Source organism: Paraburkholderia sp. Cy-641, from assembly GCF_011752945.1.
Lineage (GTDB): Bacteria > Pseudomonadota > Gammaproteobacteria > Burkholderiales > Burkholderiaceae > Paraburkholderia.
This window is the reverse complement of record NZ_VWWM01000019.1, coordinates 48211-68492: the sequence shown is the minus strand read 5'-3', so window position 1 is coordinate 68492 and position 20282 is coordinate 48211. Positions and strand designations below refer to the sequence as shown.

At 63.5% G+C, this 20282-nt stretch carries 21 protein-coding genes, 1 tRNA gene and 1 pseudogene; 7 read left to right on the top strand and 16 right to left on the bottom strand.

The window, feature by feature from the left end; translation table 11 throughout:
* Window positions 1–104 precede the first annotated feature (104 nt).
* Together F3J20_RS12635 and maiA are read left to right on the top strand one after the other, a co-directional pair.
* Window positions 105–803 carry a fumarylacetoacetate hydrolase family protein gene (locus tag F3J20_RS12635; RefSeq protein WP_167048372.1) on the top strand — a complete coding sequence of 233 codons (699 nt, stop codon included), beginning with the start codon at window positions 105–107 and terminating at the stop codon, window positions 801–803.
* A 33-nt stretch (window positions 804–836) separates the two neighbouring features.
* Window positions 837–1481: a maleylacetoacetate isomerase gene (maiA, locus tag F3J20_RS12630; RefSeq protein ID WP_167048370.1), complete on the top strand. Its 645-nt coding sequence runs from the start codon at window positions 837–839 to the stop codon at window positions 1479–1481.
* Between the two features lie 185 nt (window positions 1482–1666).
* Here maiA and ftsY read toward each other — a convergent pair whose 3' ends face one another.
* A complete protein-coding gene (gene ftsY / locus F3J20_RS12625; protein WP_167048368.1) occupies window positions 1667–2833 on the bottom strand; it encodes a signal recognition particle-docking protein FtsY in 1167 nt (388 codons plus the stop codon).
* 247 nt (window positions 2834–3080) lie between these two features.
* Between ftsY and rsmD the strand changes: the two genes are divergently transcribed.
* Together rsmD and coaD are read left to right on the top strand one after the other, a co-directional pair.
* Window positions 3081–3695 carry a 16S rRNA (guanine(966)-N(2))-methyltransferase RsmD gene (gene rsmD / locus F3J20_RS12620; RefSeq protein WP_167283519.1) on the top strand — a complete coding sequence of 205 codons (615 nt, stop codon included), beginning with the start codon at window positions 3081–3083 and terminating at the stop codon, window positions 3693–3695.
* A 108-nt stretch (window positions 3696–3803) separates the two neighbouring features.
* A complete protein-coding gene (coaD, locus tag F3J20_RS12615) occupies window positions 3804–4319 on the top strand; it encodes a pantetheine-phosphate adenylyltransferase (RefSeq protein WP_167048352.1) in 516 nt (171 codons plus the stop codon).
* A gap of 44 nt (window positions 4320–4363) precedes the next feature.
* On the opposite strand, the pseudogene F3J20_RS12610 reads toward coaD, so the two are convergent.
* Window positions 4364–4687 (bottom strand): annotated as a pseudogene (locus F3J20_RS12610) (winged helix-turn-helix domain-containing protein); the annotation flags it as partial.
* A gap of 122 nt (window positions 4688–4809) precedes the next feature.
* Here F3J20_RS12610 and F3J20_RS12605 point away from each other — a divergent pair.
* Complete coding sequence (locus F3J20_RS12605; protein ID WP_167048310.1) at window positions 4810–5067, top strand: YfhL family 4Fe-4S dicluster ferredoxin; 258 nt, start codon at window positions 4810–4812, stop codon at window positions 5065–5067.
* A gap of 118 nt (window positions 5068–5185) precedes the next feature.
* Here F3J20_RS12605 and hisC read toward each other — a convergent pair whose 3' ends face one another.
* The 8 genes from hisC to F3J20_RS12565 all read right to left on the bottom strand — a co-directional run bounded on the left by hisC (window position 5186) and on the right by F3J20_RS12565 (window position 12507).
* Window positions 5186–6265, bottom strand: coding sequence for a histidinol-phosphate transaminase (gene hisC, locus F3J20_RS12600; RefSeq protein WP_167048308.1), 1080 nt, complete (start codon window positions 6263–6265; stop codon window positions 5186–5188).
* 64 nt (window positions 6266–6329) lie between these two features.
* Complete coding sequence (gene pth, locus F3J20_RS12595) at window positions 6330–6935, bottom strand: aminoacyl-tRNA hydrolase (protein WP_085482232.1); 606 nt, start codon at window positions 6933–6935, stop codon at window positions 6330–6332.
* Between the two features lie 149 nt (window positions 6936–7084).
* Window positions 7085–7699, bottom strand: a complete 615-nt coding sequence (locus F3J20_RS12590) for a 50S ribosomal protein L25/general stress protein Ctc (protein ID WP_167048306.1) — start codon at window positions 7697–7699, stop codon at window positions 7085–7087.
* 163 nt (window positions 7700–7862) lie between these two features.
* A complete protein-coding gene (locus F3J20_RS12585; protein WP_167048304.1) occupies window positions 7863–8819 on the bottom strand; it encodes a ribose-phosphate pyrophosphokinase in 957 nt (318 codons plus the stop codon).
* Between the two features lie 74 nt (window positions 8820–8893).
* A tRNA-Gln gene (locus F3J20_RS12580) sits at window positions 8894–8970 on the bottom strand.
* 52 nt (window positions 8971–9022) lie between these two features.
* Complete coding sequence (gene ispE / locus F3J20_RS12575; protein WP_167048302.1) at window positions 9023–9904, bottom strand: 4-(cytidine 5'-diphospho)-2-C-methyl-D-erythritol kinase; 882 nt, start codon at window positions 9902–9904, stop codon at window positions 9023–9025.
* 129 nt (window positions 9905–10033) lie between these two features.
* Window positions 10034–10666 (bottom strand): lipoprotein insertase outer membrane protein LolB, encoded by a 633-nt coding sequence (gene lolB, locus F3J20_RS12570; protein ID WP_167048300.1) that lies wholly within the window; start codon window positions 10664–10666, stop codon window positions 10034–10036.
* Window positions 10666–12507, bottom strand: a complete 1842-nt coding sequence (locus tag F3J20_RS12565; RefSeq protein WP_167048298.1) for a tetratricopeptide repeat protein — start codon at window positions 12505–12507, stop codon at window positions 10666–10668. The genes lolB and F3J20_RS12565 overlap by 1 nt, the downstream gene beginning before the upstream one ends.
* 87 nt (window positions 12508–12594) lie before the next feature.
* Here F3J20_RS12565 and mutM point away from each other — a divergent pair, with 87 nt between their 5' ends.
* Window positions 12595–13425 (top strand): bifunctional DNA-formamidopyrimidine glycosylase/DNA-(apurinic or apyrimidinic site) lyase, encoded by an 831-nt coding sequence (mutM, locus tag F3J20_RS12560; protein WP_167048296.1) that lies wholly within the window; start codon window positions 12595–12597, stop codon window positions 13423–13425.
* 7 nt (window positions 13426–13432) lie between these two features.
* Window positions 13433–14578, top strand: a complete 1146-nt coding sequence (gene mutY, locus F3J20_RS12555; RefSeq protein ID WP_205299278.1) for an A/G-specific adenine glycosylase — start codon at window positions 13433–13435, stop codon at window positions 14576–14578.
* Between the two features lie 75 nt (window positions 14579–14653).
* On the opposite strand, the gene F3J20_RS12550 is transcribed toward mutY, so the two are convergent.
* The 6 genes from F3J20_RS12550 to F3J20_RS12525 all read right to left on the bottom strand — a co-directional run bounded on the left by F3J20_RS12550 (window position 14654) and on the right by F3J20_RS12525 (window position 20258).
* Window positions 14654–15289 (bottom strand): LON peptidase substrate-binding domain-containing protein, encoded by a 636-nt coding sequence (locus F3J20_RS12550; protein ID WP_167048292.1) that lies wholly within the window; start codon window positions 15287–15289, stop codon window positions 14654–14656.
* Between the two features lie 39 nt (window positions 15290–15328).
* The gene (gene rapZ / locus F3J20_RS12545; protein ID WP_167048290.1) at window positions 15329–16222 is read right to left on the bottom strand and encodes an RNase adapter RapZ; all 894 of its coding nucleotides are present in this window, start codon (window positions 16220–16222) and stop codon (window positions 15329–15331) included.
* A 119-nt stretch (window positions 16223–16341) separates the two neighbouring features.
* Window positions 16342–17310 carry an HPr(Ser) kinase/phosphatase gene (gene hprK / locus F3J20_RS12540; RefSeq protein ID WP_008921706.1) on the bottom strand — a complete coding sequence of 323 codons (969 nt, stop codon included), beginning with the start codon at window positions 17308–17310 and terminating at the stop codon, window positions 16342–16344.
* Window positions 17311–17378: 68 nt separating this feature from the next.
* Window positions 17379–17894 carry a PTS sugar transporter subunit IIA gene (locus tag F3J20_RS12535; RefSeq protein WP_167048288.1) on the bottom strand — a complete coding sequence of 172 codons (516 nt, stop codon included), beginning with the start codon at window positions 17892–17894 and terminating at the stop codon, window positions 17379–17381.
* Between the two features lie 323 nt (window positions 17895–18217).
* Complete coding sequence (gene raiA / locus F3J20_RS12530; RefSeq protein WP_167048286.1) at window positions 18218–18574, bottom strand: ribosome-associated translation inhibitor RaiA; 357 nt, start codon at window positions 18572–18574, stop codon at window positions 18218–18220.
* Between the two features lie 169 nt (window positions 18575–18743).
* A complete protein-coding gene (locus tag F3J20_RS12525; protein WP_167048284.1) occupies window positions 18744–20258 on the bottom strand; it encodes an RNA polymerase factor sigma-54 in 1515 nt (504 codons plus the stop codon).
* Window positions 20259–20282: the final 24 nt, after the last annotated feature.

The following is a 20282-nucleotide window of genomic DNA, read 5'->3' as shown; positions in this document are numbered from 1 at the left end:
GGCGCTCGCGCCTGGACGCATTGGCCCGTGCCGCGCGTTACACTCGATGCTTCTCGCCGCGTCGGCGGCGCGGATCGTAAGCCAATCGGAAAACGGAGAACGGGATGAGTTACGTATTTGCACCGGCACCGCAGGTCGCGGTGCCGGTCGTCGGGTCGGGCGAGCAGTTCGCGGTGCGGCGCATCTACTGCGTGGGGCGCAATTACGAGGCGCACGCGCGCGAGATGGGGCATGACCCGGACCGCGAGCCGCCGTTCTTCTTCTCGAAGCCGGCCGATGCCGTCGTCTATGTCGCACCAGGCGTGACCGGCGAATTTCCGTATCCGTCGCAAACGAAGAACGTCCACTTCGAAATGGAAATGGTCGCGGCGATCGGCAGGAGCGGCAAGGACATCCCCGTCGAAAGCGCGCTCGATCACGTGTACGGCTACGCGCTCGGCCTCGACATGACGCGCCGCGATCTGCAAGGCGAGGCGAAGAAGCTGGGCCGTCCGTGGGATACCGCGAAGGGCTTCGATCATTCGGCGCCGCTCGGCCCGATCCATTCGGCTTCGAAGGTCGGCCATATCGGCAAGGGCGCGATCTGGCTGTCGGTGAACGGCGAGGACAAGCAGCGCTCGGACGTGTCGCAGCTGATCTGGTCGGTCGGCGAGACGGTGGCGTATCTGTCGACGCTGTTCGAGTTGCAGCCGGGCGACCTGATTTTCACCGGTACGCCCGAGGGCGTCGGCGCGGTGGTACAGGGCGATCTGATGAAGGGCGGCGTGGACGGGCTCGGCGAGTTCAGCGTGCGCGTCGTCTGACGATTCGCGGGCAGGTTGGAGGAGACAGACAACATGAAGCTCTATAGCTATTTCCGTAGCTCGGCGGCGTATCGCGTGCGTATTGCGCTGAACGTGAAGAACCTGCCGTACGACTACGTGCCCGTGCACCTCGTGCGCGACGGCGGCGAGCAACTGAAGCCCGAATACCGCAAAGTCAATCCGGACGGTATCGTGCCGACGCTCGTCGACGGCAACGACGTGTTGCCGCAGTCGCTCGCGATCATCGAGTATCTGGAGGAGACGCATCCCGAGCCGCCGCTGCTGCCGAAGACGCCCGTCGATCGCGCGTATGTGCGCTCGGTGGCGCTACAGGTCGCGTGCGAGATTCATCCGCTGAACAATCTGCGCGTGCTGCGCTATCTGAAGCACACGCTGTGCGTCGACGACGATGCGAAAGACGCGTGGTACCGGCACTGGATCGACGCGGGCTTCGCGACGCTGGAGACGCATCTGGCGGGCGACGCGCGTACCGGCACGCTGTGTTTCGGCGACACGCCGACGCTCGCCGATGCCTGTCTGATTCCGCAGGTGTTCAACGCGCACCGCTTCAAGGTCGACACGGCGAAGTTTCCGACGATCCAGCGCATCTACGATCACGCGATGCAGCTCGATGCGTTTGCGCGCGCGGCACCGGGTGCGCAACCCGATGCCGAGTGACGCGGCGGCTTTTCGGCTCTATGTCGCGTAGCGACGCATCGGCATATCGGCGGCGGGTTGAAATGAAAAGAGGGCGCTCCGTGGAGTGCCCTCTTGCTGGTTTCGGGCTCAAGCGCCCGCGCGCTACGGGTTGAGCGCGGATCAGGTGTGGATCAAGCGCGGCTCAAACGTAACTCAAGCGCAACTCAAACACCCAGCAACGCGTCCGAAAACTCCTCGGCGCTGAACGGTTGCAAATCCTCGACCTTTTCGCCGACGCCGATGAAATACACCGGCACCGGCCGCTGCCGTGCGATGGCCGCGAGAATGCCGCCCTTCGCGGTGCCGTCGAGCTTGGTGACGATCAGGCCGGTGAGGCCGAGCGCGTCGTCGAACGCCTTGACCTGGGTGAGTGCGTTCTGGCCCGTGTTCGCGTCGATCACGAGCAGCACCTCGTGCGGCGCGCCGTCCTGCGCCTTGCCGATCACGCGCTTCACCTTGCGCAGCTCTTCCATCAGATGCAGTTGCGTAGGCAGGCGGCCGGCCGTGTCGGCCATCATCACGTCGATCTTGCGCGCGCGCGCGGCGCCGACCGCGTCGAAGATCACCGCGGCCGGGTCGCCGCTTTCCTGCGCGACCACGGTCACGTTGTTGCGCTGGCCCCAGATCGCCAGCTGTTCGCGCGCGGCGGCGCGGAACGTGTCGCCGGCGGCGAGCAGCACCGACTGGTCGAAGCTCTGCAGATGCTTGGCGAGCTTGCCGATGCTCGTGGTTTTGCCCGCGCCGTTGACGCCGGCGATCATCATGACGAGCGGCTGCGCACGGCCGAGCATCAGCGATTTTTCGAGCGGCTTGAGCAGCGCGACGAGCAGCGTGCGCAGCGCCGTCTTGACCTGCTGAGGGTCGGTGAGGCGCTCGCTGCGCACTTTTTCGCGCAGCGATTCGAGCAGGAATTCGGTGGCCTCGACGCCGGCGTCCGACATCAGCAGCGCGGTTTCGAGTTCTTCGTACAGGTCCTCGTCGATCTTCGTGCCAACGAAGATGCCGGTCAGGCTCGAACTCGTTTTCGACAGCCCGCTTTTCAGGCGCGTGAGCCAGGAGCGCTTCGCGCCCGCGTCCTGCACGGGCGGCGGGACGACTTCGACGGTTTCCTCGACGGCTTCGAATTCGGTTTCGAATTCGGCGTCAAAGCCGGCCTCGGCCGCTTCCTGCGGTTGCGGCTCGAAGACGGTCGCGGCCGCGGGCGGCAGCGCCGCTTCCTCGGGCAGCGGGGCGATGGCTTCGGACTGCGCGCCGTCTTGCGCCGCCTGCGCTTCGTCTGCGGCGGTATCGGACTCTTTCGAACCCTTGAATCGTTTGAAAAAACTGAACATGATCTGGCGTATTGGAGAGCGCGCCGATGCGCGCAGCCGGCACGGGACCGGCGAAGGAGGGCAGCGCCGCGATGCGAAAGGCAAGGCGCTGGCAGCCGCACATTTTATCAGGCGAGCCGCGGCGCGTCGTATCGGCCGATCGGCCAGGCTGGACGCGGGACGCCCCTGTGGTAACGTGGGCGCTCCGGTCCGCGCGCCTGCGCGTCGCGGGCGTCGTCACCAGGTCATAGAAACTGCAAGAAACCGCATGCCCCGTTTAGCACCTTCACGCGCCGCCGGCGCTTCGTCCAAAGGCGGCAAGCCGCACGCCATTCGTATCATCGGCGGCGACTGGAAGCGCACGCCATTGCCCGTGCTCGATCTGGACGGCTTGCGCCCCACGCCCGACCGCGTGCGCGAAACGCTGTTCAACTGGCTCGGCCAGCGTCTGGATGGCCAGCATTGCCTCGATCTGTTCGCCGGCAGCGGTGCGCTCGGCTTCGAGGCCGCGTCGCGCGGCGCGGCGCGCGTGCTGATGGTGGAGCGCAATGCGCGCGCCGCCGGCCAGTTGCGCGCGAACCAGCAGCGCCTCGCGGCGCGCGCGATCGAAATCGCCGAGGCGGACGGCCTACGTCTTGCCGCGAGTCTCGCGCCCGGCTCGTTCGACGTGGTGTTCCTCGATCCGCCGTTCGGCGCCGATCTGCTCGGCCCGGCGCTGGCCGTGGCGGCGCCGCTCGTCGGCGCGAACGGTTTTCTCTATGTCGAAGCGGGCGAGGCGCTCGAAACGGTTGCCCACGAGCCGCTCGCGGGCTGGGAAGTCACGCGGCAAGGCAAGGCGGGCGCTGTCCACTTTCATTTGCTGCAGCGCGAAAATAAGGAATAATGCGCGTTCCAAAAAAGGGCCGGGCGGTTTATCGTCAGCGCGTCCGGAGTCAAATGCGTCGCGTGGACGCTTTGCCGTGCCCTTTTGTCTGAATAGAGGAGAAGTCTCATGGTAGTCGCCGTGTACCCGGGCACGTTCGACCCGCTGACGCGCGGTCACGAAGACCTCGTTCGGCGCGCGTCGAGCATTTTCGACACGTTGGTGGTGGGCGTTGCCGACAGTCGCAACAAGAAGCCGTTTTTTACGCTGCAGGAGCGCCTCGCGATTGCACACGAAGTGCTCGGGCACTACCCGAACGTCAAGGTGATGAGCTTCAAGGGGCTCCTCAAGGATTTCGTGCGGACCAATAACGCGCGCGTGATCGTCAGGGGCCTGCGTGCCGTGTCGGACTTCGAATACGAGTTTCAGATGGCGGGCATGAACCGCTATCTGCTGCCCGACGTCGAGACGATGTTCATGACGCCGTCCGACCAGTACCAGTTCATTTCGGGCACGATCGTGCGCGAGATCGCGCAGTTGGGCGGCGACGTCAGCAAGTTCGTGTTCCCGTCGGTCGAAAAATGGCTGAAGGAGAAGGTCGCTTCGCTGGACCCGAATGGCGGCGCTCAGGCGGCGCAGCCGTAACCGGCCGGGCGGCGGCCGGCCGATAGTTGCGGGTACGGCCAGGCGCCCTTTGCCGCTTTGGCGAAAGCCTCGGCGAGTTTGTCGAAATGCCTGAGCGAGGCTGGCGTGAGTTCGATCTGCTTGCGCCGGGCGTCTTCGGTATCGTTGAGCACGATCCAGCCTTTCTCGCACATCGATGAAATGCGGCCATGCAGTGTGGCCGGCGAGCTCAGCTCGCTGTGACCCATCATGTCCTTCATCGGGAGGCGCTCCTTGTTCTGCGTTGCGCGCACCACGAATTCAAGGATTTTTTCTTCGAGCGGGTCGAGTGCCGGTAGCGTGGGCAGGCCACGCTGCGCTTCGGTCAATTGCAGAAATCGGAGATAGATGTCGGCTGGATTTTAGTTATCGTCGATCTGCGTCGTGGTGAAAAGGCGCTTGGCTTCATGCGCCCGCGCGCCAGGATGAAAAGCTATAATGTATTGTTTTTCATAGGAAAGTTGGTGGCGGCATGGCCTTGATGATTACCGACGAATGCATCAATTGCGACGTCTGCGAGCCGGAGTGCCCGAACGATGCGATTTCGATGGGCACGGAAATCTATGTGATCGATCCGAAGAAATGTACCGAGTGCGTCGGCCATTTCGACGAGCCGCAGTGCATTCAGGTGTGCCCGGTGGAGTGCATTCCACGCGACCCGGAACATCTGGAAACGCGCGAAGGCTTGATGGCGAAGTATCACGCGCTGCAAGCCGCGAAGGGTGCGTGACGTTCGGGGTTGATGCGTGCAGCAAAAAAATGGCGAAGGCTGAATGGGTCTTCGCCATTTTTGTTTCTGGCTTTTGTTTTGCGGTGGTGTTTTCCTCAGGCCGCCGAGGCGCGCATCGCTATCCGGCGTACGTGCTGAAAATAGCGCGTAACGCATCCAGCAGAATGTCGCATTCAGCATCGGTGCCGATCGAAATTCGCAGGTGCTGGTCGATACGCGGCGCCTTGAAATGGCGCACGAAAATTTCTTTCTCCCTGAGCCGCAATGCGAGCGTCGCCGCGTCGTAGCCCGCATGGCGCGCGAACAGCAGATTCGCGGCCGACGGCAAGACTTCGAAGCCGAGCGCGCCCAGTTCCGCGGCCAGGCGCTCGCGGCTCGCGATCACCTTCGCGCAGCAGTCGCGGAACCAGGCGTCGTCTTCGTAGGCGGCGGTCGCGGCCGCTTGGGCGAGCCGATCGAGCGGGTAGGAGTTGAAGCTGTCTTTCACGCGGTTCAGCGCGTCGATCAGCTCCGGATTGCCGAACGCGAGGCCGACGCGCATGCCGGCCAGCGAACGCGATTTCGACACGGTCTGCACGACGAGCAGATTCGGATAGCGATCGATCAGCGCAATTGCCGATTCGGCGCCGAAATCGACGTAAGCCTCGTCGATTACCACGACCGAATCCGGATGGCGCGCCACGAGACGTTCGATGTCCGCGAGCGGCAACGGGCGGCCGGTCGGCGCATTCGGGTTCGGAAACAGGATGCCGCCGTTCTCCACCGCGTAATCGTCGATGTCGATCGCAAAGTTGTCGTCGAGCGCGATGGTCTGGTAATCGACTTCGAACAGCCTGGCGTAGGTCGGATAGAAGCTGTACGTGATGTCGGGGAACAGCAGCGGCTTGCCGTGCTTGAGCAAGGCCTGGAACGTGAGCGCGAGCACCTCGTCCGAGCCGTTGCCCGCAAACACCTGTTCGGCGCGGATGCCGTGATAGGCAGCGACCGTTTCGCGCAGCTTGCGCGCGGTAGGGTCCGGATAGCGGCGCAGCGCTTCGGCCGTGTCGCCGAGTTCCTGGCGGATCGCCGCGAGCACGCGCGGCGACGGCGGGTAGGGATTCTCGTTGGTGTTCAGCTTCACCGGATGCGCGAGCGCGGGCTGTTCGCCCGGCACATACGGCGTCAAACGGTGGACGATGTCACTCCAGTAACGGCTCAAGCGATTCTCCTGGCGATGTCGATTGCAATGGCGATGGCGGCCGGCCGCGCCGGTCAGCCGTTATTCAGCCGTTATTGCGATGCAGCTGCATCATCGCGCGCTCCAGCTCGCCCTTGATGACCTGGGGCATGACCGCGAGGGCGCGTTCGATCGACGCGTCGATCACATCCTGCTCTTCGCGGCGCGGCGGTTTCAGCACGTAATTGGCGACGTCGGGTTTGGCGCCGGCGCGCGCGCTTTCGGGAATCAGGTCGCGCGGATGGCCGATGCCGATCCGCAGCCGCCAGTATTGCTGCGACGACAGATGCGCGCTGATGTCCTTCAGTCCATTATGCCCGCCGCTGCCGCCACCGAGCTTCAGCTTGACGCTGCCGGGCGGCATGTCGAGCTCGTCGTGCGCGACCAGAATCTCGTCGGGAAGAATCTTGAAGAACTGCGCCACCGCCACGACCGATTGGCCGGAACGGTTCATATAGGTTTGCGGCTCCAGCAGATGCACTTCCTCGCCGTGCAGCCGCGCTTTCGCGTAAAAACCGTGGAAGCGCCGCTCGTCGCGCAGCGTCGTGCCTGCCTCGCGCGCGAGTTGATCGACCAGCCAGAAGCCGGCGTTGTGACGCGTCGCGGTGTATTCGGCGCCCGGATTGCCGAGCCCGACGATCAGCTTGATCATGATTGCGTGAGTCCATCTGGCCCGGAAGGGAACTGCAGCCGGACCCAAAAAGCCGAAAAAAAACCCGCCAGGGCGAACCTCGGCGGGTCACATCGACCGTTTCATGGGAAACGGATCGAGAGGATTGCTTGCTCTGAACCGAAGGGCCCTTAAGCAGCCGGCGTTTCGCCTTCAGCAGCAGCGGCGTCTCCGGAGATCGCGCCAGCCGGGATCGTTGCAGCAGCAACCACCGGGTTTTCCGCGTCGACGTGGGCGACGAGCGCCACACCTGCCGGCAACGGGATGTCCTTCGCGTGAACCGATTGACCTGCTTCGATCTTCGCGAGGTCGACTTCGATGAATTCGGGCAGTGCCGACGGCAGGCACTCGATTTCGATTTCGTTGAGGACGTGCGAGATCACCGCGCTCGACAGCTTCACTGCCGGGTTGCTTTCCTGGTTCAGGAAGTGCAGCGGCACCTTGGTGTGCAGCTTCTTCGATGCGTCGACGCGCTGGAAGTCCACGTGCAGCACGAGCTGACGGAACGGGTGGTATTGCACGTCGCGCAGCAGAACCTGTTGCGACTTGCCGGCCACTTCCAGTTCGAGGATCGACGAGTGGAAAACTTCTTTCTTGAGCGCGTGCCACAGGGCGTTGTGATCGAGTTCGATCAGTTGCGTGTCAGCACCCGCGCCATAAACGATACCCGGGGTCTTACCCGAGTTACGCAGGCGGCGGCTCGCACCCGTACCTTGCAGGGAACGCTCGAAAGCGACTACTTTCATGTTGAATCTCCAATGCACTGCCCGCGACCAGGCAGTAAAAACAGGGCCTCGAAGCCGTAATGGCTGAGGCCCGGGATAGCGGCACGAACCTTCGTTCGTTCATGCCGATTGTGCAAAAACGCCGCGTGTCGCATGAAGCGGTACGCGGCGTCTTCGCAAATGCTTAACTCTCGGCGAACAGCGACATGACCGAATCGCCGCGGCGGATGCGCGAGAACGTTTCGGCGAGCAGGCCGGCGCTCGTCAACGAACGGATCTTTGCGCACGAACGGGCTTCTTCGCCGAGCGGGATCGTGTCCGTGACCACAAGTTCGTCGAGTGCGGAAGCGGCGATACGCTCGCCTGCGCCGCCCGACAGAACCGGGTGAGTGGCGTACGCGAACACCTGCTTCGCGCCGCGTTCCTTCAGAACCTGCGCGGCCTTGCACAGCGTGCCGGCCGTGTCGACCATGTCGTCCATGATCACGCAGGTGCGGCCTTCGACTTCACCGATGATGTTCATCACTTCGGCGACGTTCGCCTTCGGGCGACGCTTGTCGATGATCGCGAGATCGCAATTGAGCTGCTTTGCCAGTGCACGGGCGCGCACCACGCCGCCGACGTCCGGCGAAACGACCAGCAGGTTGTCGTAGTTCTGCTTGCGCAGATCGCCGAGCAACACGGGCGTTGCGTAGATGTTGTCGACCGGGATGTCGAAGAAGCCTTGAATCTGGTCAGCGTGCAGATCCATCGTGATGATCCGCTCGACGCCGGCGATTTCCAGCATGTTCGCCACGACCTTCGCCGAGATGGCGACGCGCGCCGAACGTGGGCGCCGATCCTGACGGGCATAACCGAAGTAGGGGATGGCTGCGGTGATCCGGCCTGCGGATGCGCGTTTGAGCGCATCGACCATGATCATCAGTTCCATCAGATTGTCGTTCGTCGGTGCACACGTGGATTGCAGGACGAAGACATCCTTGCCACGCACGTTTTCCTGAATCTCGACCTGGATCTCACCGTCCGAAAAACGGCTGACCATTGCTTTGCCGAGGGGAATACCGAGGTTTTTGACGACTTCCTGGGCAAGCGCGGGATTTGCGTTGCCAGTAAAAACCATCAGGCCGTCATGGCTGCTCATCGTGCACCTACTTCAGGCTGGGGGCGGGAGAGATATGATTGCTGTGACGAACCACAGCGAACTACGAGAATTTTTGGCAGGGGAGAAAGGATTCGAACCTTTGCATGCCGGAATCAAAATCCGGTGCCTTAACCAGCTTGGCGACTCCCCTACACTAACTTTGAGCTCCGCCGACCGTGGAGTTTCGTTCGACGATGCAAAACTTATGACGCGAAAGCAAAGAGTGGATGCTGATCCAGGCTCGCTGCCACTGCACTGTTCCATTCGCTTGGCAACTTGGCTTGCGCCGCTTCTGCCTCGGCTTTGCTACGGAACGCTGCAAAAACACTCGCACCCGATCCGGACATCCGCGCTGGCGCGATGTTTTCAAACCATCGCAGCACTTGCGCTACTTCCGCGTACTTTCCTACGACAACCTGCTGCATGTCATTCCGGCCAAAACTTTCCGGCCAATCAGTGTTGCAGCTGTGTTCTGCAGGAAAGTCCGTAATTATGAGGGGCTTTGTATCTCTTGTCAACGCTTTTTCGGAAAAAATCGCTGCAGTTGGAACCTGCACCCTCGGTGTCACTACCAGGAAGTGACGCGGCGGCAATTGTACAACGTCTAACGCTTCCCCAACACCCTCTGCGAAGGCATTTTTCCCAAATACGAAAAAAGGCACGTCCGCACCGAGCTTCAGCGCAAGATCCTGCAATTCCTGGCGCGGCAGGTCGAGTTTCCATAAGCGATTGAGCGCGAGCAGCGTCGTCGCTGCGTCCGAGCTGCCACCGCCGAGTCCGGCGCCCATCGGCAGGCGCTTGTCGATTTCGATGTCGACGCCCTCGCGCGAACCCGTGTGCGCTTTCAGCAGCGTCGCAGCGCGTACCGTGAGGTCATGCTCGGGCGGCACATCGGCGATTTCGGTGCGGCGTGTGATGAGCCCGTCGTCGCGGCGCGTGAAGTGCAGCGTGTCGCCCCAGTCGAGCAGCTGAAAGACCGTTTGCAGCGTGTGATAGCCATCTGGCCGGCGGCCCGTGATGTGCAGGAAGAGATTCAGTTTCGCTGGCGCGAGGCAATCGCGCAGCGAATCGGTTGTTTCGATCATGAGTGAAAGCTACCTGCGCCAAGGTGGCGCCAAACGGGCGGTAACGCTGCGTGAACGGATGCAGGGGCGAAGGTTTTCAAAGCGGCCTTCGAAAGCGGCCGTCGTACCGGCCGCCCTGGCGAAAAGCCGTCACTGATCCAGCACGAGCTTGATGTCGAGCGGCGGCTCCGAGCGGCTCAGATTGAGGCGCTTTACGCCGGTAGCCGGTGCATCGGCATACGCGAGATAGTCGATGGTCCAGCCGTCCTGCGTGATCTGCTTCAAGCGCGACGGCTGCTGCGGGTCGTTCTCGGTCTTCGCGCGCGAGGTCGGTGCGGGAGACGGCTGCAGCCAGTAGCGCAGACCTTCGACCGGCAGCGTGAACCCGAGTGCATTCTGCATCAGCGTGGAGACGTTATCCGCGGTGAGCGGTGCGCGGTTCGGCAATTCGAGCGTGGCCGAGGCCGGCGACGACGTGACGATAGCCAGGGTCTGACCAAGCGGATTGCGCAATTGCAGGGTCACGGTGTCGCCGGTTTCCTGCCACGAGAAGTTGCCGTAGGCGTTGCGTTGCTGGCCGTTCTGGTCGTTGTACTGGACCGCGAAACGGCCCTGATACGAGCGGCTCGTTTGCGCGGTCACTTCGGTCGCGGCCTTCGACGTGGACGCCCCCTGCGGTTGCACCGACGCGCAGCCCGCCAGCGCGACAACGGCCGCCGCCGCGAATCCGAGCGCCATGCCGCGCGGCGCCCCGGAACAGGAAATCAAACGGGAAAGACGCATCAAAGATCGTTTACCTGAAGACGTTGCAGCGTTTTGACGAGGGTGTCGTTGTCCGGCTCGAGCTTGCGCGCGGCACGGAATGCTGCGCGCGCCTCGTCCTGCTCGCCGGTTTTCCACAGCACTTCGCCGAGGTGTGCGCCGATTTCGGCGTTCGGCTGGATGCTGTACGCCTTGCGCAGCAGCTTGATCGCATCCGCCGTGTTGCCCATCCGGTATTTGACCCAGCCCACGCTGTCCATGATGAACGCGTCGTTCGGCGCGAGGGCCGAGGCCTTTTCGACCAGCTTGTCCGCTTCCGGAAGACGCTGATTGCGATCGGCCAGCGAATAGCCGAGCGCGTTGTACGCCTGCGGATTGTCCGGCTGCGTCTTCATCAGCTTGCGCAACTGCGCTTCCATGATGTCGTAATGGCCGGTCTTTTCGGCGGCCATCGCGTAGTCGTAGGTGAGGTCGGGGTCGTCGGGGAAGTTTGCCGTGGCTTGCTGCAGGCGCTCTTCGGCCTCGGGGTAGCGCTTCGCGTCGAACAGGATCGCGGCGTCGGTGCGCGCGATCAGCGCCATGTCGCGCGGGTCGGAGGTCTGCAGGCCGGCGAGCAGCTTGCGCGCGTCGTCGGTCTTGCCCTGCTTCGCGAGCAGCTGCGCGCGCGTGATCTGCGCGGGCATGTACTGCTGGCTGGTCGGCGCAATCTTGTTGAGCCAGTCGTTCGCTGCCGCTTCGTTTTTCTGTTCGAGCGACAGTTGCGCCAGGTAGATGTAGGCCTGGCCCGCATCGGCGCCCGGCGTCTTGTCAGCCAGCTGCGCGTATTGCGTCAGATAGGTCTGCGCGTCGGCGAAATTTTTCTGCTGGATCTTGATCAGCGCGAGCGCCATCAACGGCGTGAGGTCGTTCGGGTTCGCCTTGCGCATGCTCTCGAACTGCTTCTGCGCGTCGTCGAGACGGTCGCTCGCGAGATACATCTGCGCGAGCGCGAGCCGCGCGTCATGCGATTTCGGATTCTGCTGCACGTATTTTTCGAGCGACGCGATGCCTTCCTTGCGCTCTTCCGGGCCCATTTGCGAGAGCGTCAGCGCCGCCGGCAGATAGTCGGGTTTCAGGGTCAGCGCCTGCTCGAGCGATTTGCGGGCGCCCGGCGCGTCGTCGGACAGCAACTGCTGACGGGCGAGCGCGAGTTGCGCTTCGGGCCGGTTCAGGTCGTTCTTCGCGAGGTCCTGCAATACATGCAGACCGCCGATGCGATTCGGGCCGCGCGAGAGCAGCAACTGCAGCGAGAGGATCGCGTTGCCGCGGTTTTCCTCGGGCACCTTCGCCAGTTCGCGCGCGAGGATCGGCGCCGCGTCGTCGGGCTTGCCGGACAGCACGAGCAGCGAGGCGTCGAGTTGCGCGGCGCGCTCCGAATCCGGCGCGTACTGCTGCCACAATTGCGCGGCGGCCAGCGCGTCCGACGGGCTTTGCGCGGCCAGCGCGATTTCGGTGGCGCGCTGCGCCATGCGCGGGTCGTGCGTGTCGCGCGTGAGCGCGAGGTAGGTTTGATAGGCGGGCGCCGGCTGGTCGCGCTGCAGCGCGATCTCGGCGGCGAGCACCTGGAAGACGATCTGGCTCGACAACGGCACGTCCGGCAGCGATTTCTCGTCTTCGGGCGTTGCGGGACCGAGCGGGTCCGGCAAGGTGACCGACGTGTCGTCCGAATCCGGCGCGGGGTCCTGCGCATGCGCGGGCACGGCGGCCAGCGCCCATAATGCGAGCGCAGCTGCGCCGAGCATCCGCCGGGCGGATACGGCATGTGGCACGTTGGACATGCGCGCGAGGCGCCTTGAAAGCAGCTTCACGAAGGACACGTTCATGGAAATCCGTTCAATGTTTCAGTCGATTGTAACGCGCTCGCTACAATACGCGCACAACCACCCACGCAAGTAGCAGACCGATCAGACATGCCAGAGTTGCCAGAAGTCGAGGTTACCCGCCGAGGGATCGAACCGTATGTGTCCGGGCGCAAGGTCGAGCGCGTCGAAGTGCGTACGCCCGCGCTGCGCTGGCCGATTCCGGCCGGCCTTGCGAAAACCTTGCGCGGCCATGTGGTGCGCAAGGTCGAGCGGCGCGGCAAGTACCTGCTGTTCGAAATCGACGCGGGCTGGTTCATCGTGCATCTCGGCATGACCGGCACGCTGCGCGTGCTGCGTCACGTGCCGCAGCCGCCGGCCGCGGCGAAGCACGATCACGTCGACTGGATCTTCGACGACTTCATCCTGCGTTATCGCGATCCGCGGCGTTTCGGCGCGGTGTTGTGGCATCCGCGCGAGGCGGGCGACATCCTTGCGCACCCGCTGCTCGCGGGGCTCGGCGTCGAGCCCTTCTCGCCGGCGTTCTCGGGCGCGCTGATGCACCGGCTGACGCGCGGGCGCAAGGTGTCGGTGAAGCAGGTGCTGCTGGCTGGAGAAATCGTCGTCGGCGTGGGCAATATTTACGCGTCGGAGAGCCTGTTTCGCGCGGGCATCCGGCCGACCACCGCGGCGGGGCGCGTCTCGCTCGCGCGCTATGAACTGCTCGCCGACGCGGTGCGCGTGACGCTTGCCGCCGCGATCGAGAAGGGCGGCAGCACGCTGCGCGATTTCGTCGGCAGCGACGGCGAAAGCGGCTACTTCCAGCTCGACTATTTCGTCTATGATCGCGCGGGCCAACCCTGCCGCGTGTGTGCGACGCCCATCAAACAGATCGTGCAGGGGCAGCGCTCCACGTACTTCTGTCCCACCTGCCAGCGCTAGATTTCCGATGCCTTCCCGCCTGACACCCACTACGACCCCGCGTGCGAACTCACGCGCGGGCGCGTCCGCCGCGGCGCCCGTTTTTCCCGCGATGCCCGATTTTTCCGCGCGCCTCATCGCATGGCAGCGCCAGCACGGCCGGCACGATCTGCCCTGGCAGAACACGCGCGACCCGTACCGCATCTGGCTGTCGGAAATCATGTTGCAGCAGACCCAGGTGTCGACGGTGATTCCGTACTACGCGAAGTTTCTCGCGCGTTTTCCCGATGTCGCCGCGCTGGCCGCCGCGCCGTCCGACGACGTGATGGCGCTGTGGGCCGGCCTCGGCTACTACACGCGCGCGCGCAATCTGCATCGCTGCGCGCAGGTCGTGGTCGAGCGGCACGGTGGCGCGTTTCCGGCCTCGGTCGACGAACTCGCGGACCTGCCCGGCATCGGCCGCTCGACGGCTGCCGCGATCGCCTCGTTCGCCTTCGGCGCGCGCGCGACGATTCTCGACGGCAACGTGAAGCGCGTGCTCGCGCGCGTGTTCGGCGTCGACGGATTCCCGGGCGAGAAGAAGGTAGAGAACGCGATGTGGACGCTCGCCGAATCGCTGCTGCCGGTCGATGCATCGGACGACGAAGTTAGCGCGTACACGCAGGGCTTGATGGATCTCGGCGCGACGCTATGCGTGCGCGGCCGGCCAGACTGCGCGCGCTGCCCGTTCGCCGTCGACTGCGTTGCGAATGTCACCGGACGTCAGCGCGACTTGCCCACGGCGCGGCCGAAGAAAGCCGTGCCGACGCGCCGCACCTGGATGCTCGTGCTGCGCGACGGCAACGCGGTGATGCTCGAGCGGCGGCCGCCGTCGGGCATCTGGGGCGGCTTGTGGAGTCTGCCCGAAGCCGCCGACGAAGCCGCGCTCGCCGAGCGCGCGCGAGCGTTCGGTAGCGACGGCACGGTGTCGCCGCTCGCGCCGTTTTCGCATGTATTCACGCATTTCAAGCTCGATATCGAGCCGCGCATCGCGGAGCTGGATCGCGGCACCGGCGCATTGGCGGCGTTGAACGACGCCGATACCGCATGGGTCGCGCTCGGCGATCTCGATTCGTTCGGGGTGCCGGCGCCGGTGCGCAAGCTGCTGGACAGCCTGCAGGGTTCGTTGATCTAACGGATCGTGCGCAGCGGCGGCGCTGCCGGCATCGTGTGTGCTGCCGCTCGTGCAATGCTCGCGGTTGCCGTCACGTCACAGCAGCTGATGTTGCTGCATGTAGTGATGCACGACGTCGATGCGCGCGCCGGCATCGGTCAGTTCCATCAGCTTTTGCCGGGCGCGCAGCGCGATCGGCAGCACTTCGGCGAGACGGTTCGACACCCATGAGGGATCGGCGAGCCTGAACGGCTCCGCGAACGGCAGACTATCCGGGTCGCGCTCGCGGATCGTCGCGATGATCCTTTCGAGCACTTCCGCGCAGGCGCCGAATTTGGCCAGCAGATCGTTGCCTTCGAGCGGCTGATCGTCGGCGAGCGGCTCCGCCATGCCGACCAGCAAACCGCTTGCTTCGACGCGATGCGACAGCAGGCGAAAACGCTTCGTGCCGCGCGCGCGAATCAGCAGCATGCCGAACGCTTCGACGTCGCATTCGTCGATTTCGGCGAGACAGCCAATGGCTTCGGGCACCGAAGGCTCTTCCTCGCGCGCCACTTCCGCTCCGCTTTTCAGCAGGCATACGCCGAACGAGGTCTTTTCGCGCAGACAGTCGCGCGCCATGTCGAGATAGCGCGCTTCGAAAATCTTCAGCGGCAGCAATCCATCGGGGAACAGCACCGTATGCAGCGGAAACAGCGGCAAATCGGCGTACACAGTAGGCGTAGAGGACATGGCGCAACGCTTTCGGTTAAGGCCGCGCGATGCGGCCAGTTAAGCGATCAGCTTCGATGATTCGCCGACGTCGACCGGCGCATCGCGGTGCCGCACAATCACATTCGCCGATGTTGCGAGACGCGCGGCAAGCGTCTCCGCGATGAACACCGAGCGGTGCTGGCCGCCCGTGCAACCGATTGCGACGGTCAGGTAGCTGCGATTGTCGTCGCGGAAATGCGGCAGCCACTTGGACAGATACTTCTCGATGTCGTCGATCATCTCGTGGACGACCGGCTGCGCATCGAGAAAATCCATCACCGGTTTGTCGAGGCCGGTGAGTGGCCTCAATTCATGATCGTAGTACGGGTTCGGCAGCGTGCGTACGTCGAATACGAAATCCGCATCGAGCGGCACGCCGCGTTTGAAGCCGAACGACTCGAACATCAGCACGAGCCCGGCGTCTTCCTGTTCGATGAAACGCTTGACCCATGCGCGCAGCACGTTCGCGCGCAGATTGCTCGTGTCGATCTGATGGCCGAATTCGGCGAGCCCCGCGACCAGTTCGCGCTCGCGCTCGATCGCTTCGGCGAGCGAGGTGAGCAGGCCCACGTCCGCATCGTGCGCGGGCGAGCCGGATAGCGGATGGCGTCGGCGCGTTTCGGAAAAGCGTTGAATCAGCGACTGCGTGCTTGCGCTCAGAAACAGCACGCGCACGTCGTGCGAGCGTTTGAGATCGCGGATCATCGCGGGCATTTCGTCGAGCGACGAACCCGAGCGTGCGTCGATCGCGACCGCGAGACGATCCTGGCCGTCTTCGGCGAGATAGCTGGCGAGTTGCGGCAGAAAGCGCGGCGGCAGATTGTCGACGCAATAATAGCCCGCGTCTTCAAGCGCGTTCAGGGCAACGGACTTGCCGGAGCCGGAGATGCCGGTGATCAGGATTATGCGCATGGAGTCGTCGAAACCGTAAATTTCATCATAGCATCCGGTTTCCATGTGCGTGCCCGCGGACGGGCTTTTTGCCGCGGGCGCTGCATGGCTTGGGCGGCGCGGCGCGGCCCGGCCCGGCTTCAGATCAGCTTGCCGGGAAACTGGCTGTCGGGGTCCTGCATGGCGAGACGCTGGCGGTCCATGAAATCGCGCAGCGTGTCGATGCCGCGCAATTGCAGGATCGTATTGCGCACGGCCGCTTCGACCAGCACCGCGAGGTTGCGGCCCGCAGCCACCTGAATCGTGACCTTGCTGATCGGCAGACCGAGCACGTCGACAGTCTGACTCTCCAGCGGCAGGCGCTGGAATTCGCCGTCGGGGCGGCGTACCAGTTGCACGATCAGCTTCAGCTTCATTTTCCGGCGCACCGCCGTTTCGCCGAAGATCGTCTTGATGTCGAGCAGACCGAGGCCGCGCACTTCGAGCAGATTCTGCAACAGCGGCGGGCAGCGTCCTTCGACGAAGTCCGGGCCGAGGCGCACGAAGTCGACCGCGTCGTCGGCGACGAGACCGTGGCCGCGGCTGATCAGCTCGAGCCCGAGTTCGCTCTTGCCGAGACCCGAGTCGCCGGTGAGCAGCACGCCCATGCCGAGGATGTCGAGAAACACGCCGTGCAGCGTCGCGCGGGGCGCGAGGATGCGCGACATGTAGAGACGCAGGCTGTCGATTACCGCGGCCGCCGAGGTCGGTGTCGTGAAGAGCGGCGTGGACGAGCGCGTGCAGCGCAGCACCAGTTCCGGCGGCGCGGCGACGCCGCCGGCCACCACCAGGAACGGCGGCTCCAGCGCAATCAGCTCGGCCATGTGGCGCGAGCGGTCTTCGTCGGTCTGACGTTTGTAGTAGTCGATTTCGGCGTCGCCGAGCACCTGGATCCGGTTCGGGTGGATCAGGTTCAGGTGGCCGACGAGGTCGGCGCTCGAGGTGGCGTTGGCGACCGATTCCGAAGAAAAGCCGCGCTCCCAGCCTTCATGCCCCGTGAGCCAGCTGAGCTTCAGCATGGCTGCGTTGTCGTCGAAAATGCTCTGGGCGTTGATGCTGGACGTATCCATGAGTCGGTGACTCCAGTGTGGGCCGCTTGCCGGGCCGTGCTCGCGTGCGCGGGGTTACCGCCGCTGCATCAAGGTTGCCACTGAGTGAGCAGGCGATGCAACGATTCGCGGTCTTCTTCGGTATGCAGGCGTTCGCGAGCCTCGCGATCGGACAGCAACTGGGCAATCTCGGACAGGATTTCGAGGTGCTGTTGGGTAGCCTGTTCGGGCACGAGCAGGAAGATCAGCAGCGAAACCGGCTGACCGTCCGGTGCTTCGAAAGGGATGGGTTCCGCGAGACGGACGAACGCGGCGAGCGGCTGCTTGAGGCCCTTGATGCGCCCGTGCGGAATCGCGACGCCTTCGCCGAGTCCGGTCGAACCGAGGCGCTCTCGCGCAAAAAGATTGTCAGTGACGGTACTGCGGGCGATGCCGTTCTGGTTCTCGAAGATCAGGCCCGCTTGCTCGAACACGCGTTTCTTGCTGGTGACCGATAGTCCGATGACGACGTTCTCGAGGGGAAGAAATTTGGCTAAACGATTCATGTTGACAGGCGAAAACGTGGCCTGGGTTCTCCCCACCGGGGCGTTTAAGTGGCGTTCCATTCGTTTGATGCTCGCGAAGACGTGCGGTGAGAGCCGTCGCCCAAAGCGCGAGACTCCGGCCGGCCGTATTCAAAGAGCTGGCTTGACCCCGATGGTAACCGGAACATTATAGAACAGGGTAGCGGACGATGGTGCGGCGCGCCATTGATGCATACCAGGTTTTTCACCGCTTGCGCCGCGACTCGTTTCGCTTCGCGCAAAGACTGGCGAAAACCATGCACGGCATGCGGAAACGGCGCGGGGAACGTGGCCCGAAAACGAAAAACCGCCCGGTTGCGGGCGGCTTGACGGAGCGGGAAAATGAATGATTTCCTCTAATTCTCCTATTGCGGCGGCACGTCCAGTTGCGGCGCCGGCTGATACTTGATCGCCTCGTGCTGATGTCCTTGCAGACGATCCTTGTGGCGGATCACCTGTCTGTCGAGCTTGTCGATCACAAGATCTATCGCCGCGTACAAATCACTGTCACAACTCTCGACAAAAATGTCTTTACCCTTCAGATGGAGATTGATTTCCACCTTCTGACGCTTGTCTTTTTCCTTATGGTTGTCGACCGAGAGGACCACACTGCCGTCGATGACCTGATCGAAATGTCTTAGCACCCTGTCCAGTTTGGTGATCACGTATTCGCGCAACGCAGGCGTTACTTCGAGGTGGTGTCCACTGATCTTGAGATTCATAGTGCTTCTCCAAGCTAATGCCGCTTGGTCCGCACAATGACAAAGGTCCGGTCGATCTGACGGCTTGCCTGTGTCGCCCCCCGGTGACTGACATCTGGCAGGTCGCAGCGGCCGGCCTGTCCGTCATGCACGGAGCGGCCGGTAAATGCCCGCTGCAAAACGCGGCGGGCTACAGAGACTTGCGCAGGTTGACTGCCGGGATCTTGAGCGCTTCACGGTATTTCGCCACGGTACGCCGTGCGACCACGAAGCCCTGTTCCGCCAGCAATTCGGCTATGCGACTGTCTGAGAGTGGCGATTTCGGGTTTTCCGCTCCTATCAGTTGTTTGATCAGCGCGCGAATGGCCGTTGAAGAGGCCGCGCCGCCTGTGTCAGTCGATACGTGTGAGCCGAAAAAGTACTTGAATTCCAGCGTCCCGAATGGGGTCAGCATGTATTTGCCGGTTGTCACACGCGAGACAGTTGACTCGTGTAGGCCCAGCGTATCAGCAATTTCCCGCAAAACCAAGGGGCGCATGGCAATTTCGCCGTGCACGAAAAAGCTCTTCTGACGCTCGACGATTGCCTGCGCAACTCGCAGGATCGTCTCGAAACGCTGCTGGATGTTTTTGATCAGCCAGCGTGCTTCCTGAAGCTGCTGGCGCAATGAACCGCTGCCGGGATCGCCCCGGTTATTGCGCAGAATATTCGCGTACAGATGGTTGATGCGCAGCTTCGGCACGACTTCGGGATTCAGTTCGGCCTGCCATCCTTGAGCGGTTCTGCGCACCATGATGTCGGGCACGACGTAGTCCGCTTCGGCCTTGCCGTAGGCGGCGCCGGGAAACGGTTCGAGCGAGCGGATCAGCACATGGGCGTCGCGCAGATCGTCGTCGTTCGCTTTCAGGTGCTTGCGCAGACGCGTGAAATCGCGCGCCGCGAGCAATTCCAGGTGATGGCCGACAATGTCTAGCGCGAGCGTGCGGGTGGGCGACGGATCGAGCCGCAGCAGTTGCAGCTTCAGGCATTCCGACGCGGAGCGCGCGCCGACCCCGGCCGGGTCGAAGCTATGCAGCAGCGCCAGCGCGGCATTCAGTTCGTCGAGGTCGACTTCGAGTTCGTCGGGCAGATCGGCCAGCACTTCTTCGAGCGTGGCGGCGAGGTAGCCGTCGTCGTCGAGAGATTCGATCAGAAACGTGACGAGCGCCCGGTCGCGCGGGCTCGCCTGGGTGACGCGCAGTTGCGCCATCAGGTGATCGCGCAGTGAGGTGCTCGACTCGTGGATTTGCAGCGGCGGCAGGTCGTCGTCATCCGACGCGTTGCCGGAGCGGCCATAGTCGTCGAGGTTCCATTGCGATGCGTCACCGCCGTCGCCCGAGAGGCCGTTGTATTCGTCGACACCTTGCGGCTCGCCGTTTTCGGCGCGCTCGCCCGTGCCGTCGGACCCCGACGAGCCGTTGCCGGCCATCGGGTCGGACGGCGTGGACGCACCCGGCGTCTGGGCGATGACCGAACCGTCGGCAGCCACCCGCAACGGGCTCGCGATCCATTCGTCCTCGTTCTCGAGGAGCGGGTTCTGCGAGATCGCCATGGCGACTTCCTGCTGCAGTTCGAGCGTCGACAACTGCAGCAGCCGGATGGACTGCTGTAGTTGCGGCGTCAGCGCAAGATGCTGCGATAGGCGGAGTTGGAGGCTGGCTTTCATGGCAAGTTGAGATTCATTGTAGAG

What these genes read in the sequence shown, in the direction of transcription:
- F3J20_RS12635 (WP_167048372.1), top strand. Translation starts at nt 105, where the DNA reads ATGAGTTACGTATTTGCACCGGCACCGCAGGTCGCGGTGCCGGTCGTC.
- maiA (WP_167048370.1), top strand. Translation starts at nt 837, where the DNA reads ATGAAGCTCTATAGCTATTTCCGTAGCTCGGCGGCGTATCGCGTGCGT.
- ftsY (WP_167048368.1), bottom strand. Translation starts at nt 2,833, where the DNA reads ATGTTCAGTTTTTTCAAACGATTCAAGGGTTCGAAAGAGTCCGATACC.
- rsmD (WP_167283519.1), top strand. Translation starts at nt 3,081, where the DNA reads ATGCCCCGTTTAGCACCTTCACGCGCCGCCGGCGCTTCGTCCAAAGGC.
- coaD (WP_167048352.1), top strand. Translation starts at nt 3,804, where the DNA reads ATGGTAGTCGCCGTGTACCCGGGCACGTTCGACCCGCTGACGCGCGGT.
- F3J20_RS12605 (WP_167048310.1), top strand. Translation starts at nt 4,810, where the DNA reads ATGGCCTTGATGATTACCGACGAATGCATCAATTGCGACGTCTGCGAG.
- pth (WP_085482232.1), bottom strand. Translation starts at nt 6,935, where the DNA reads ATGATCAAGCTGATCGTCGGGCTCGGCAATCCGGGCGCCGAATACACC.
- F3J20_RS12590 (WP_167048306.1), bottom strand. Translation starts at nt 7,699, where the DNA reads ATGAAAGTAGTCGCTTTCGAGCGTTCCCTGCAAGGTACGGGTGCGAGC.
- F3J20_RS12585 (WP_167048304.1), bottom strand. Translation starts at nt 8,819, where the DNA reads ATGAGCAGCCATGACGGCCTGATGGTTTTTACTGGCAACGCAAATCCC.
- ispE (WP_167048302.1), bottom strand. Translation starts at nt 9,904, where the DNA reads ATGATCGAAACAACCGATTCGCTGCGCGATTGCCTCGCGCCAGCGAAA.
- lolB (WP_167048300.1), bottom strand. Translation starts at nt 10,666, where the DNA reads ATGCGTCTTTCCCGTTTGATTTCCTGTTCCGGGGCGCCGCGCGGCATG.
- F3J20_RS12565 (WP_167048298.1), bottom strand. Translation starts at nt 12,507, where the DNA reads ATGAACGTGTCCTTCGTGAAGCTGCTTTCAAGGCGCCTCGCGCGCATG.
- mutM (WP_167048296.1), top strand. Translation starts at nt 12,595, where the DNA reads ATGCCAGAGTTGCCAGAAGTCGAGGTTACCCGCCGAGGGATCGAACCG.
- mutY (WP_205299278.1), top strand. Translation starts at nt 13,433, where the DNA reads ATGCCTTCCCGCCTGACACCCACTACGACCCCGCGTGCGAACTCACGC.
- F3J20_RS12550 (WP_167048292.1), bottom strand. Translation starts at nt 15,289, where the DNA reads ATGTCCTCTACGCCTACTGTGTACGCCGATTTGCCGCTGTTTCCGCTG.
- rapZ (WP_167048290.1), bottom strand. Translation starts at nt 16,222, where the DNA reads ATGCGCATAATCCTGATCACCGGCATCTCCGGCTCCGGCAAGTCCGTT.
- hprK (WP_008921706.1), bottom strand. Translation starts at nt 17,310, where the DNA reads ATGGATACGTCCAGCATCAACGCCCAGAGCATTTTCGACGACAACGCA.
- F3J20_RS12535 (WP_167048288.1), bottom strand. Translation starts at nt 17,894, where the DNA reads ATGGAACGCCACTTAAACGCCCCGGTGGGGAGAACCCAGGCCACGTTT.
- raiA (WP_167048286.1), bottom strand. Translation starts at nt 18,574, where the DNA reads ATGAATCTCAAGATCAGTGGACACCACCTCGAAGTAACGCCTGCGTTG.
- F3J20_RS12525 (WP_167048284.1), bottom strand. Translation starts at nt 20,258, where the DNA reads ATGAAAGCCAGCCTCCAACTCCGCCTATCGCAGCATCTTGCGCTGACG.